The 12,939-nt window shown below is 31.7% G+C and carries 14 protein-coding genes; 5 read left to right on the top strand and 9 right to left on the bottom strand.

What is annotated here, in order from left to right:
- Positions 1 to 31: 31 nt before the first annotated feature.
- The 5 genes from H6G44_RS02430 to nth all read left to right on the top strand — a co-directional run bounded on the left by H6G44_RS02430 (position 32) and on the right by nth (position 7,003).
- Positions 32 to 3,883 carry a helicase gene (locus H6G44_RS02430; RefSeq protein WP_190385564.1) on the top strand — a complete coding sequence of 1,284 codons (3,852 nt, stop codon included), beginning with the start codon at positions 32 to 34 and terminating at the stop codon, positions 3,881 to 3,883.
- Positions 3,884 to 3,974: 91 nt separating this feature from the next.
- Positions 3,975 to 4,622, top strand: coding sequence for a Uma2 family endonuclease (locus H6G44_RS02435; RefSeq protein ID WP_190385563.1), 648 nt, complete (start codon positions 3,975 to 3,977; stop codon positions 4,620 to 4,622).
- Positions 4,623 to 4,677: 55 nt separating this feature from the next.
- Complete coding sequence (locus H6G44_RS02440; RefSeq protein ID WP_199291725.1) at positions 4,678 to 5,049, top strand: calcium-binding protein; 372 nt, start codon at positions 4,678 to 4,680, stop codon at positions 5,047 to 5,049.
- An 86-nt stretch (positions 5,050 to 5,135) separates the two neighbouring features.
- A complete protein-coding gene (gene rseP / locus H6G44_RS02445; RefSeq protein WP_190385562.1) occupies positions 5,136 to 6,236 on the top strand; it encodes an RIP metalloprotease RseP in 1,101 nt (366 codons plus the stop codon).
- A gap of 107 nt (positions 6,237 to 6,343) precedes the next feature.
- Positions 6,344 to 7,003 (top strand): endonuclease III, encoded by a 660-nt coding sequence (nth, locus tag H6G44_RS02450; RefSeq protein WP_190385561.1) that lies wholly within the window; start codon positions 6,344 to 6,346, stop codon positions 7,001 to 7,003.
- A 46-nt stretch (positions 7,004 to 7,049) separates the two neighbouring features.
- Here nth and H6G44_RS02455 read toward each other — a convergent pair whose 3' ends face one another.
- The 9 genes from H6G44_RS02455 to H6G44_RS02495 all read right to left on the bottom strand — a co-directional run bounded on the left by H6G44_RS02455 (position 7,050) and on the right by H6G44_RS02495 (position 12,925).
- Positions 7,050 to 7,496, bottom strand: coding sequence for a DUF29 domain-containing protein (locus tag H6G44_RS02455; RefSeq protein WP_190385560.1), 447 nt, complete (start codon positions 7,494 to 7,496; stop codon positions 7,050 to 7,052).
- Positions 7,497 to 7,715: 219 nt separating this feature from the next.
- On the bottom strand, positions 7,716 to 8,117 hold the full coding sequence (gene vapC / locus H6G44_RS02460) for a type II toxin-antitoxin system tRNA(fMet)-specific endonuclease VapC (protein WP_190385559.1): 402 nt from the start codon (positions 8,115 to 8,117) through the stop codon (positions 7,716 to 7,718).
- Complete coding sequence (locus H6G44_RS02465; RefSeq protein WP_190385558.1) at positions 8,118 to 8,345, bottom strand: antitoxin; 228 nt, start codon at positions 8,343 to 8,345, stop codon at positions 8,118 to 8,120.
- 22 nt (positions 8,346 to 8,367) lie between these two features.
- Positions 8,368 to 8,751: a type II toxin-antitoxin system VapC family toxin gene (locus H6G44_RS02470; RefSeq protein WP_190385557.1), complete on the bottom strand. Its 384-nt coding sequence runs from the start codon at positions 8,749 to 8,751 to the stop codon at positions 8,368 to 8,370.
- Positions 8,744 to 8,986: a hypothetical protein gene (locus tag H6G44_RS02475; RefSeq protein WP_028083300.1), complete on the bottom strand. Its 243-nt coding sequence runs from the start codon at positions 8,984 to 8,986 to the stop codon at positions 8,744 to 8,746. The genes H6G44_RS02470 and H6G44_RS02475 overlap by 8 nt, the downstream gene beginning before the upstream one ends.
- A 357-nt stretch (positions 8,987 to 9,343) precedes the next feature.
- Positions 9,344 to 9,511 (bottom strand): hypothetical protein, encoded by a 168-nt coding sequence (locus H6G44_RS02480; RefSeq protein ID WP_168651017.1) that lies wholly within the window; start codon positions 9,509 to 9,511, stop codon positions 9,344 to 9,346.
- Positions 9,512 to 9,514: 3 nt separating this feature from the next.
- Positions 9,515 to 9,988: a type II toxin-antitoxin system VapC family toxin gene (locus H6G44_RS02485; RefSeq protein ID WP_137906929.1), complete on the bottom strand. Its 474-nt coding sequence runs from the start codon at positions 9,986 to 9,988 to the stop codon at positions 9,515 to 9,517.
- A gap of 319 nt (positions 9,989 to 10,307) precedes the next feature.
- Positions 10,308 to 11,870: a DUF262 domain-containing protein gene (locus H6G44_RS02490; protein WP_190385556.1), complete on the bottom strand. Its 1,563-nt coding sequence runs from the start codon at positions 11,868 to 11,870 to the stop codon at positions 10,308 to 10,310.
- Positions 11,867 to 12,925, bottom strand: a complete 1,059-nt coding sequence (locus tag H6G44_RS02495; RefSeq protein WP_190385555.1) for a hypothetical protein — start codon at positions 12,923 to 12,925, stop codon at positions 11,867 to 11,869. Before H6G44_RS02495 ends, H6G44_RS02490 begins: the two co-directional genes overlap by 4 nt.
- Positions 12,926 to 12,939: the final 14 nt, after the last annotated feature.

Raw genomic sequence — 12,939 nt, forward strand, 5'->3', positions numbered from 1 at the left:
ATATTTGTTATTAATCAAGGAAGTTAAACAAATGCAAATATCATTTTTAGATCAAGCATCTTTGTGGGGACAAGTATTTGAAATTGCTGTAAAACGAGGTGTTTTACAAAAATTGATTCATGAAAAACTACTTATTAATAATCATCCTATTGTCCAACATTGGCAAAATTTTAAAAATGCTGATATTAAAAATCAATTAATCAAGAGTCTGAAATTAACAAAAGATGAAAATTCCCAAGCATGGGTAGAAAGTATGGTACGTCATTTGTTAGTTTTAGGTTATGGGTTAGGTTGGACAACTATGCGGGAATGTCTCAAGAAAACTCCAATTTCTAAATTAAAATTAGAAGCTATTTGGTGTCCATTAGTCTTTCCAGGAGAAGTACAAAAACCTGATATAGAACCGGAAAAAACTGCTCAAGAATTTAAACAGGCTTTTAACTTAACCGGAAATCCAGATTTAGGATTAGTTGAAAAGGGAAAACCAGCAAGAGCCGATTTTTTGTTATGGTTATCACCTGATGAAAATTCAACTACTAAAAAACGTGATCATTTTATTTTCTGTTTTGAATTTTCTTATAATGTACCCAGTAAATTAGCCGATTTTAGCCATGAAAATGCTCATAGAGAAGAAGTGAGTCGTTATGCTCGTTATATTGATTCCAGAGGAGTTTTTTCTAGGGTTTGCGCGGAGGTAGAAGGTGAGGAATTTTCTATTTCTGAAAAAATTAAAAATCATTTATTACCTTTTAGTGGTTCTGATAAACCTTTGTACAAACTTTGTCAAGCATCCTCTTATACTGAACGATTGATTCACTTATTAAAAACCAAAGGAAAATTAGAAGGTGCTTGTATTGCTCGCGCAATAGCTATAACATCAAATGGATGTGAAAGTATCGCTGCTAATTTTAATGATCAACCAGATACTAGAATTGAATTAATGAAATCTTTAGGTGAAGCATATCGCAAGTTTTCTAAACCAGAAGATAATATACCTGATTATCTTAATAAAGAAATTCTTGCTGTATTTAAGAGATTAGTACAATCACTTCCTGGTGATTTTAGTAAACAAGCAAAGCAACTTATTCCTGAACCTAATTTAGAAACAAATATTAGCTATAGATTTGAGGAAAATATAGAGGAATTTTACAATTCTAATCAAGAAGTTTCTAGAGAAAATATAATTTTAGCAGTTGAAGAAACAGAAGCTTTACATAAATTTTTTAATGGTAATCCTCAAGATCATTTTATCAAAGAACTTCCACAAACAGAAAAAATTCAATTAAGAAAAGTTCATGAATCAGCAGTTATAGCAAGTTTAAAATCTGCTCAAACCGGAAAAATTAATGTTATTGCTTTAGAAGGAAATCCCGGAATTGGTAAAACTACTGCGGTGGTGAAGTTTCTTGAAAAACAATCTGAAGGTTTTATGTTTTTATATATCAGTCCACGAGTTGTCATTAATCGAGATGTGACTGATAAACTAGCTAAAAACAACGGAAATTATAGCGGTATTGCGACTCTAACAACAAATGCAAATTTGATTAATTTAGCTCCTAAATGGTACAAAGAAAATTATAATTCAAAACGTTTTATTAATAGTGCTGTAGTTTTTGATGGGGTTGAAAATCTCAATCTTCCTGATGGTAAAACCATCTTTATTAGCCCTGCACAAGAACATGAAATTGATGCTAAAATTGTATCTGCTACTAAAGCTAAAAATGCTCTTAACGAACGAGATTATAAAATAGAATCAATCCATCGTCCAGGAGTTTTAAAAACCCTTGCAACTTCCGCTAGAAAATTACTAGAACTTAACCCCAAAATCAATCAATTAGTCATCACTGCTGCTACTCAAGGTTATCGTTCTCTTGATAATAAAACCACAATTAATGCTCTGGAAGAGTTATTTAAAAGTAAAGCTGATAGCAAACCAGGAATAAGAGAACGTTCGGACTTTTCTCAGCGTATTCCTACTATTATTGTCATGGTTGATGAGGTAACAGGTGATGGTGCAGGAGCGTTATTTGTGCATAAGTTAGAAGAATGGTTACATAAACAATTTATTGAATATTTTCAGGGAAAATCACCCTTTAAAGTTATCTTAATTATGGCTGATGCTTCTTTGAGTAATGAAGTAATTTTAAATAATTATCTAAGTCATAATAAAGCTCCTGATAAAGTTTTATTAAGTAAAAGTAGAGGTAATGAACCTTTTAGAATGACAGGAACTAATGTGAAAGTTGGACTTAGAAAATATCCAACTGTACATATTATGACTAATAGTTATCCAGCTTCTCAACTTACAATCGAATATAGTATGCAATTAGCAAAAGTTACACCTGGATTAGCAAAAGATGGTAGAAAACAAACTATTCGGCAAGCAATTCGAGGAACATTAGATGCAGAAAATTTAAATAATGCTTATAAAGAAATTGCAAATGGGTTAAAAAAAGGAGCAGAACAATTGATTTTCTTTGCTCAAGATAAAGCATTTCTCAGACAATTAAGAAGTAGGTTAATAGAAGGAAAAGATGCTCTTTGTAAAAGTCAAGATATAGCAATTTTAGATCACAGTATACTTCCTCATGAACGATTAGAATTAGTCAAAGAAAATACACGAGATAAAAAACGAGTTTTCTTAATGACTTCTTCCGGTGCTAGAGGTGTTTCTTTTCCGAAAACTGACTGGATAATTGCCACAATTCCCCGATTTAATATTGAATCTGCTTTAATGGAAGTTGCACAACTTATTTATCGTGGTAGAGGAATGTACACAGATTCAGAAACAGGATTACAAGTTTCTGGAGATAATAAAAATAGACGTTTGGTAATGTTGATTAATGATTGTATTATTAAAGATGATATTGAAGATAATACTGAGGATAAAAAAAGAGATTTTACTAGACGTTGGTTACGTCAATCTAGTGATTTATTAACCTTATTAATGATGTTACGTTCTACCATTTACACCCGCATTAAAGGTGATGCTGGCTTGAAAAAACAAAAGATTGCATTTGTTCCAGTTGGTTCTATTGGAGATGAAGAATTATTGCATTTAATGTCTGATGATCTGCAGAGTTTTTTACAAGAAGCACGAGTTTTTATTTATGATGATCACTCGGATGATCATAAAGGTACAGTGAAAAAAACTCAGCAGTTAATAAAAGAAATATTTGCTAATTTTAAATTAGAAGGTCGTGCACCAGATAGAAATACTAGATCTTATACTGAGTATCACACTTTAGAAGCATTTGTCCAAGTGGTTTCTAAAAATTCTAGTCAGTTATTACCATCTTTAGAAAATACAGATTTAATCATTCCTGAAAATTTAACTTGTATTGGTACTTTCTGGATAGAAGATTGGGGAAAAAGAAAAATAGGGGAAACATTCACTTTTGAAGGATGGCGTAAAAATACTGGCAGAAAAATTGATGAACTTTTAAGCAAACTCTGGGTTATTTGTAATGAAAAATCTGATTTTCCTCCTAAAATTAAACGTCCAGCGCGAGAACTATATATAATTTTAAAGCAAGAAAAAGAAGCATTAACTCAAGAATATTCAACATTGCAAAATTTACAAACAGAAAATATTATTGTGAGTATTCCTTTAGACTATCCCCATTTTTGGCACAAACAAGAACTAGATACTCCAAAACAGAGACTAGAAGACCCAGAATCATGGCAGAAATCTCTAGGAAAAACTTTAACACCACAAGGTTTAGTAATGCCTGTAATAGCTAAATATGATGGTATTCCTTGGGTTGCTGTAGCAGGTAGAAAAGTTTTTGATCAATTGGAAACTACTTTTAGCGATCGCTATTTTATGATATCTAGTGAATTAAATTTACTCAATACTATTTTATTAGAAGATAATCTATAATCATCAGATATCCGCTACATATCTAGCGGGCAAGATGCCCGCACCACAAGAGTTTCATGATATACTAATAAAAAATACGAGGTGAATTCTCATGCTAAGCATCGCACCAGTTCACTCCCACCGCGCTATACTCGCTAATATTTCTTGGCACACTTTTGAAACCATTTTAACAGAAATGGGCAATCATCGCGCTACCCGTCTAGCCTACAACCAGGGAACACTAGAAATTATGACTCCTTTAATGCCTCATGAACATAATAAAAGACTGATAGAAAAGCTCATTGATAATTTAGCAGAGGAACTTAATCTTAATATTAAAAGTACCGGTTCAGTGACCTGTAAACGTCAAGATTTAGCCAAAGGTGTAGAACCAGATTCTAGTTTTTACATCCAAAATGAACCGATAATGCGAAATAAACAAACTCTAGATTTGACTCAAGATCCTCCACCAGATTTAATTATAGAAGTTGATTATACCAGCGCTTCCCTGGATAGATTACCGATTTATTTGGCCTTAGGTGTTCCCGAAGTTTGGCGTTATGATCATCCAGTAATGCAGATTTATCAACTCAGTCATGGTGTTTATATTCCCTGTGACGTTTCTCCAACTTTTGCCAATTTACCCCTAAATACAGAAATTCCCCGTTTTCTCGCTCAAAGCCTGGAAATTGGCGAAATTCCGATGATTCGCGCCTTTCGGACTTGGTTAGAAATATCCACAGAAATAAAATTGACATAAATTGTAAATTATGAGATAATAAGCGGCGTTTAATTAAAATATCAATATTCTGGCTATGACAATTGATGAAATTCGAGAAACCCGCATTAACACAGAAATTCTTGCAGATGCAGAAGATAAAGAAGAACGGGCAATGGGTTGGTATTATTATCTTGATGACTGCCTAAATGTTCCCTTTATGGGCAAATGGAAGAAGAAAAACCGGAAAACAGGGGTAATAGAGGAAAAACCTGTAGAAGTGTTGGGAATGTCAGGAGAAGATGATTGTCTAAAAGATATGTATGTAGATGTAGCTTATTTAACTGGAAAAGAAGATGATATTCATTCTGCCAAGTTATCAGAAATTGAAACGACAGATGCAGACGAAGAAACTCAAGAAGCATTAGCAGATTGGCAATATTGGCTATCGAGAGGATATAAATTCTAGAAAACCAACATAGTAAATTCAGTCCCTCAGACCATTTCCAAACTACAATAAAAATATATATCCGAATATTTTGATTAATTTGCTCTATGTCAGTTTTAGCAGCGATCGCAGTCTTGGCTATTTTGATCTTAGTACACGAGTTAGGACATTTCATAGCCGCCCGTTCTCAAGGCATTTATGCTAACCGCTTCTCCTTGGGTTTTGGTCCGATTCTTTTAAAATACCAAGGATCAGAAACAGAATACACTATCCGCGCCTTCCCCTTGGGTGGCTTTGTCGGCTTTCCCGATGATGATCCAGATAGCGAAATTCCCCCCAATGACCCGAATTTGCTGCGTAATCGCCCAGTTTTAGACCGCGCCATTGTCATTAGTGCCGGTGTCATCGCCAATTTAATTTTCGCTTATTTAATGTTGGCTTTACAATTGGGAATTGTTGGTATACCTCAAGAATTTCAGTATCAACCAGGTGTACTTGTCAAGCCTGTAAATGAACAATCTGTTGCTTACCAAGCAGGTATTCGTGAAGGAGATATCATTCTAGCTATAAATGGCCAAGAAGTTCCTTTAGGTAAGGATGCAACAACATTATTGACAAAGGAAATCCAAACCCATCCTAATCAAGAAATTGACCTGAAAATTCAACACGAAACCCAACAAACTAACCTAAAACTCACACCTAAACCCGGTGCTGATGGTAAAGGTATCGTAGGAGTTGAATTAGTCCCAAATGGTAAAGCAATTTATCGCCGTCCCCAAAATATTATCGAGATTCTCAAAGTTGCAGCTAATCGCTTTGAAGAGTTAGTTGTCGGTACATTTCAAGGTTTTGGACAGTTAATTACTAATTTTGGAAAAACTGTAGGACAAGTTTCAGGACCCGTGAAAATTGTCCAAATTGGCGCACAATTAGCTGCTAGTGATAGCACTAATTTATTTTCTTTTGCGGCTATTATTAGTATTAACTTGGCAATTATTAATATTTTGCCTCTTCCCGCTTTAGATGGTGGACAATTAGCCTTTTTACTAATTGAAGGATTATTTGGTAAACCTTTACCTAATAAGATTCAAGAAGGTGTGATGCAAACTGGTTTAGTATTACTTTTAGGATTAGGTATTTTCCTAATTGTCAAAGAAACAAGCCAATTAACATCTCAGCTAGAATGGGTACAGAAATTGTTACAGTAAATTACTTGCCAAAAAACATCAGTTGTCAATGAGGAAATAGAGAAACAAATTCAAAAAACTATTGACAATTGACAACTGACAACTGACCATTAATAAGAGAAAATTGATTGACCCCTAAATCATTAACTAAAAAACAACGAGCTTTAGCAATTCTTTCCCGTATCCAGGAGCTTTATCCAGATGCAACTTGCTCTTTAGATTATGCGACTCCTGTACAATTATTAGTAGCAACTATTCTTTCCGCTCAATGTACAGATGAAAGGGTAAATAAAGTAACACCAGGATTATTTAAGCGATTTCCTGATGCGGAAAGTTTAGCAAATGCAGATTTAACAGAATTAGAAGAATTGGTGCGTTCGACGGGTTTTTATCGCAATAAAGCCAAAAATATTCAAGGTGCTTGTCGAATGATTGTTCAGGATTTTAATGCTGTTGTTCCCAACAAAATGGAAGAGTTATTAAAACTTCCAGGAGTAGCCCGGAAAACTGCAAATGTAGTTTTAGCCCATGCTTATGGTATCAATGCTGGAGTGACTGTAGATACTCACGTGAAGCGATTAAGTCAGCGTTTGGGGTTGACGAAAAATACTGAACCTGTGGGAATTGAGAAAGATTTAATGAAGTTATTACCTCAACCAGATTGGGAGAATTGGTCAATTAGATTAATTTATCATGGTCGCGCTGTGTGTAAAGCTCGTTCTCCTGGTTGTGATATTTGTAAGTTGGCTGATTTGTGCGATATGAATTTGTCTCCTGCAAAGTCGTAAAGAGTAATTTAATGATTATTAAACTCTTCATACTTTAGGTTAATTTTCAAATATTTTCATCCTCCCAAAGTGTATAGATTTCTTCAAAAACTTCATCCCAACTTAAAGCAATAATTTCTGGTTTTTTACCCATTTCATCTCTAGCATCCTGTTTCGCAGATGCAAAACATTTATCCCAAATTGACTCTAAAAACTCTTGATTGAGACTTGGCATTTCCTCCTGACTATCGGTAATTTCTCGTCTTGCTGACCGAATAGAAATGACCCAACTAGGACTACGTTTTTCAGGTTGACATTTCCATTTAATTATATGTAGCATTAATCGAGTTAATTGACTACTCACCGCCCTTTTTTCTGATCGTCCCATTGACTCTACTAAATTCTCTAAAATTTGATCAACTTCTGTCATTTTTCCCTCTTGTAGTAATTGCTTTGCCTTTACCACAGCTAAGTATGGCGATTGAAATACCAACTCATTCCATGCTAGTGTCATGATTTATTACCTCTCTAATATCAAGTAAACACTTCACTCATTTAAACTTTCTTCTTGCGGAAAAAATAAGGAATAATTAGAGGATTTCGCTTCTCAATAGTCTCAGGACTTACGCAAAATATTCCTCAAACTCTTATCCTCAATTGTAGCTAAAAATTGTCTGATACGCTATCAGACAGTTAAATATTAATAGAAAACGGTGCATTACATTTCATTAACTTACTCTGCCCAATTTTCTAATAATAGATTAGGAATGCGAGAAAATTCGCGGATATTGTTAGTAACGAGAGTAATATCTAAGCTCATTGAATGAGCAGCAATTAACATATCCATGGGTCCAATAACAAGCCCTTTACTTTCTAAATCACTTCTCATATATCCATAAATTACTGCTGCATCTTGACTAAATTCAATAATTTCTAAAGGAAGTAAAAACTGCATAAGGGCATTTTTATTTTTCTCTTGTTGCTGACTTTTATAAACACCATATTCTAATTCAGCAACGGTAATGGAAGAAATGCCAATATCAGAAATTGACAAAGTTTGAAATCGTGCTATAACTTTTTCTGGTTTTTGCTTAATCAGATAAATACAGATGTTGGTATGGAGAAGATATTGCATTTAAAACTCCTCTCTTTTATCAATAGGAAGTTGATCTCTAGTCATCATAAAATCATCGGAAAATTGATTTAAACTATCAATTAAAGTTTGCCAAGGATTATCTTTACTAATAAGAATAATGGCATTACCAATTTTTTTGATATAAACTTCTGTACCTGTCATTTTAAAATCTGGGGGTAATATCACTGTTTGATGAATACCATCACTGGTAAGTTTAGCTGTATTCATGATTATTTCCTCTCATTAATGCCTAACGCACTACTCTAACTTCAACTCCCACATTAATACTACCCCATAACCGATCAGTTGTTAGAACAGGTTGATTGAGAAAAATAGCTAATGCTAAACAAGCTCTATCACCAAATGAAAGTCCGATTGATTTAGTATTTGGGCGCAACATTCCCGCTTTTAATGCTTGTTCTTTATTAAAATCAATAACTTCAAGATTGAGATTAGAAAGAATCTGTCTAATATCTTCTTCCGGGACTCCTGCATCTGCTAATTTTGCTATAACTTCAGATAAATTCACCGTACTAATGGCAGCTTTACCGATAAATCTTAAAACTTCTTCGCTACCAGTTTCTTGATTGAGTAAAGCTAAAATAGCAGAAGCATCTACAACAACTTCACTCATTTAAACTTTCCTCTCTTCGTTCCTGAATTAATTCTTCAGACAGTTTTCTACTAGCAGGAATATATTTTCTAAAAATAGCCTGAGCATTTTTCACAGAAGTTTGAACATGATGAGTAATTGGGCTATCTTCTAATACAAGAACAGCATTATATTCTCCCATTGGTATATCTACAGGAGAATTGACTAATAATTTACCATCATTTGTTATAGTTACTTTTATGTCTAGTGTTTTCATAGTTAACTCAATTAGTGAATGATCATGTTAATTATACCAAATTTTTCTGAATCAGGATGTCCAGGATTTGAGGATGTACAGGATATTTTTTTAATATTCATCTACATTTTCAGAAATTGCATTTTGTCAGAATCAGGATTTCCAGGATTTGAGGATGTATAGGATGTTTTTTTAATATTCATCTGCATTTTCAGAAATTGCGCTAATTCAAATATCCCAGAATATCAATATCAAATATTATCCTGTTAATCCTTTAATCCTGGTTATCCTGATATGGCTAACGCCACGCTTCGCTATCAGACAGTTAAATATTAATAAAAAACGGTGCATTACATTTCATTAACGCACCCTAAAAAATCAGCGTGATTTTACCACTGTCTTCAAGGGAAGAGAAATAATTTTTCTGCCACTTGTTGCTTGTTTTTTTCTTAAATCAGCACAAATAGCTGCTAAATCATAATTAAATGACTTAGCTTGTTCATCTCTGATTTTCCGAATTTCTGCCAAAACTTCATCATTCAACATAAATTATTCTCCTAACATTTCATAAGGTGTACATATTGTTGGTAGTTCATATCCTAAACTATCAGCAATCTGTGAGAGTTTTTTCTGAATATAGGGGTTAGCAATGTGTTTACAATTCCATGTTAACAGATAATCTAAACCATAGACGGTAGCTGTAGCAATGTGAACAGTATCATAAGCAGCAGTGGGTGGTAAATTACTTTGTTTTTGAAATTCCTGTGCTAAGTTTTGGACTGGTTCTGTGATATCAAGTAGAGGAAAGTTATTTAAAACTTCTATTCTTTTATTCACCATTTCTGGATCACCTTTTGCTGCTTCTTGCAATACCAGTTGAGAAATGTAAATAGTAAAAGAATTTCTCTGAGTATCCCACCAATCTCTTGTTATTTCCGCATTAGCAGCAACAATTAGATTTTTACTAGGTCTTGCTGTTAAATAACCAATAATACTTGTTTCTATGTATATTGTTTTGGTCATATTATTAAAGTGTGATTACTTTGCTAAATTTACTATACAGTATCTTGTTAATCTTTTTTGTCAGAATCAGGATGTCCAGGATTTGAGGATGTACAGGATGGTTTTTTAATATTCATCTATATTTTCAACAGTTGCACTAATTTTAATATTCTGTGAATATCAATATCAAATATTATCCTGTTAATGCTTTAATCCTGGGTATCCTGATATGGCTAACGCCACGCTACGCTATCAGACAGTTAAATTTTAATAAAAAACGGTGCGTTACATTTCATTAACGCACCCTACAATATAATCAATATAAAATAGTATGATAATTTTACTCTATATATTTAATAATTTCCATAGTTTCGACAAACTCACGTTCTTTAGATTTTAAATACTCATTTCTTTTGTCAATAAAACCATCATCTATTTTACCTTGGTTATATAAACTAACCATTTCTTTTGTTATGAAATGCTTTTCTAAAATATCACTATTAGAATTAATAAAGTTATTTAATATTTTATTATCAGTTGATTGATCAAATTCAGAGGATAATCTCAAAATTATATTACCCGGAGTTCTATCTCTTTTAGAAGAAATAAAAATTTCCTTTATTCCTTCCATATCTTGAGGTTCATTATCACCAAGAATTGATTTTAAATAAAATAATTGTAATGCTTTTGGTCTAACTCCTGTAAAGTTTAATTTACTTGGATACTTGGCTGTAGTAAATTCTATATCATCCTTTATCTGATAAATACCATTAGGATGTTTTCCTTGTGCAAAGTCACAAAAAACTTGATAAGCATTTCTTTGTTGACTTAAAGAATATATTGTAAAATAATTAGAATAGGTAGTTATCCAAAACCATTTTTTTAAAAATTGCAATTCTACAACAGTAGGATCTGGATTTAATCTAAAATATTCAGATATAAAAATTAATTGAGCAGGATAAGGTAGTAAACGAATGTCTATTACAAATAGTTTTTTATATAAAAACTTTACTGTTTTTTCAATATGTATGTAAGCAGCTTGTGTAAAATATTCTAAATTATCCTTTAATAAGTCTTCTCTATTAACATCATAATAGAATGTTCCTCTAGCATTATAAATACATTTTAAAATCATATCTCTTTTCAAATCTTCAAAATTATAACTATTTAAAGTGTTGAGAAATTCAGTAATTGAATCTATTAGCTTAAATTTCATTTCAACATAGCTTCTTGCTGATAATATATAGTCTTCAGAAATTTCTGTTCCTGTTGAGTTTAGTCTTGCAAAAATTTCTACAGCACTTTTGATATCACCTCCTTTTATTTCTACATAAGGTAATCTATATTTGTGCAGAATATCATGTAAATTTCTTACATTATCAATATATTCATTTTTTTCAATTTCTGTAATGTTTTCTTTATCTAATTGGCGAATAAAATCAAATAATTCACGATTGTCATAAACTTTATAAAGAGGTATTGAAAAAATATTATCTTTTCTCGTTTGTTTGCTGAAATTATTTTCTTTAATATCAAAGAAAATTAAAAATTCTTTTAATTTAATATGATTTATTTCTTCAGGAAAGTTTTTAGGATTCATCAATACTCCAAATAATGTAGATATTCTTTGAAACCCATCTAATACATATTTAATATCACTATTTGATTTTTTGATGATGTATGGACCTATTTCATTTTTAGTTTTGTAATCTTTAGTTTTCCAAAATAATAAACTACCTATGGGATAACCTTTTAAAATACTATCAAATAATTCCAGTATTTGAGAGGTTTTCCAAACAAATTCTCTTTGAAATACAGGAATTTGATAACCTCCATTAGCTATCTCTTCTAATAAATCTTCAAGATATATAGTATCAGGTTTTACACTTATTTTATCGTTCATATTATTTTCGCTATTTTTAGTAAAATTTGTTCAAGTTCAGAAATTTCCTCTATTGTTCCATCAGGTAATTCAATTCTCACTTTGTGATGTTCGCATCTTTGTTCAAGTTGATAGTAAGAAAAATTACCAAGAAACATTTTTGGAAATTCCTCTTTGATATCTATTTGACCTATATTGTCCTTATTATAGTCTATAAAATCTAAATCACTTTCACTTTTACTAAGTAAATCATTTTTCTGTGTTTGAGTAATTAATGGAGCTTTTTCAAACAATATATCTAAAGGAATATAATTTTCGATTTTTCTCTTGTATAGAATATGCCATATAATTAGATCATTAGGTTCATATTCATAGTCAGTAGATGTAATAATATCTGCGTCTTTTTTCTTTTTAAAATATCTAATTTCTTTTATATGAGGTGTTTGAAAACCATTTTTAATGTTTTTATCACTATCAAAAATAGCCATTAGTTTATATTGATAAATATTATGATAACGTTTTTTATTTATCCATTGTTCTGTGATTTTAATAAAATGAGTAACACCACCAGCATGAGCAGATTCTATCCTTTCCTCACTAATTGCTTTATTTAATAATTGATAAATAGGTTTTCTTTTAATGGTTTTCATGGAAGCATTACTATATTTTTGACAGATACCCCTAATAAAATCCCAATCATTAATACCGTTTTCCACAATTATTTGAGAACGCTCTGTTAGAATTTTATAAGCATCCCTGGGATTTATTTCTCCTGGATTAATTCCAATATGTAAATGAGTCAAATAATTTCTGTGTAATCCAGTAATATTATTTGAATCATATATTTTCTCATAAATATAAATTTTAAAATTTTCCTGTTCATTACCTAATAATTTAGCAATTTTATTTTGATAAAAAATATATTTATTATCCTGATCAAAAAAAATACTTTCAATACTTCCAATATCTATAAAATGATTATTATTAGTTAATAATTCAACTAATATTTTAGCTAAATAAGATTGAATTTCTGAATTTTGATCCTGAAAAATTGCGGGGTTAAAATATATGATCATATTGCTATCCTGGT

This window comes from Aphanizomenon flos-aquae FACHB-1287 (assembly GCF_014698755.1).
GTDB lineage: Bacteria > Cyanobacteriota > Cyanobacteriia > Cyanobacteriales > Nostocaceae > Dolichospermum > Dolichospermum flosaquae.

What these genes read in the sequence shown, in the direction of transcription:
- H6G44_RS02430 (WP_190385564.1), top strand. Translation starts at nt 32, where the DNA reads ATGCAAATATCATTTTTAGATCAAGCATCTTTGTGGGGACAAGTATTT.
- H6G44_RS02435 (WP_190385563.1), top strand. Translation starts at nt 3,975, where the DNA reads ATGCTAAGCATCGCACCAGTTCACTCCCACCGCGCTATACTCGCTAAT.
- H6G44_RS02440 (WP_199291725.1), top strand. Translation starts at nt 4,678, where the DNA reads ATGACAATTGATGAAATTCGAGAAACCCGCATTAACACAGAAATTCTT.
- rseP (WP_190385562.1), top strand. Translation starts at nt 5,136, where the DNA reads ATGTCAGTTTTAGCAGCGATCGCAGTCTTGGCTATTTTGATCTTAGTA.
- H6G44_RS02455 (WP_190385560.1), bottom strand. Translation starts at nt 7,496, where the DNA reads ATGACACTAGCATGGAATGAGTTGGTATTTCAATCGCCATACTTAGCT.
- vapC (WP_190385559.1), bottom strand. Translation starts at nt 8,117, where the DNA reads ATGCAATATCTTCTCCATACCAACATCTGTATTTATCTGATTAAGCAA.
- H6G44_RS02465 (WP_190385558.1), bottom strand. Translation starts at nt 8,345, where the DNA reads ATGAATACAGCTAAACTTACCAGTGATGGTATTCATCAAACAGTGATA.
- H6G44_RS02470 (WP_190385557.1), bottom strand. Translation starts at nt 8,751, where the DNA reads ATGAGTGAAGTTGTTGTAGATGCTTCTGCTATTTTAGCTTTACTCAAT.
- H6G44_RS02475 (WP_028083300.1), bottom strand. Translation starts at nt 8,986, where the DNA reads ATGAAAACACTAGACATAAAAGTAACTATAACAAATGATGGTAAATTA.
- H6G44_RS02480 (WP_168651017.1), bottom strand. Translation starts at nt 9,511, where the DNA reads ATGTTGAATGATGAAGTTTTGGCAGAAATTCGGAAAATCAGAGATGAA.
- H6G44_RS02485 (WP_137906929.1), bottom strand. Translation starts at nt 9,988, where the DNA reads ATGACCAAAACAATATACATAGAAACAAGTATTATTGGTTATTTAACA.
- H6G44_RS02490 (WP_190385556.1), bottom strand. Translation starts at nt 11,870, where the DNA reads ATGAACGATAAAATAAGTGTAAAACCTGATACTATATATCTTGAAGAT.
- H6G44_RS02495 (WP_190385555.1), bottom strand. Translation starts at nt 12,925, where the DNA reads ATGATCATATATTTTAACCCCGCAATTTTTCAGGATCAAAATTCAGAA.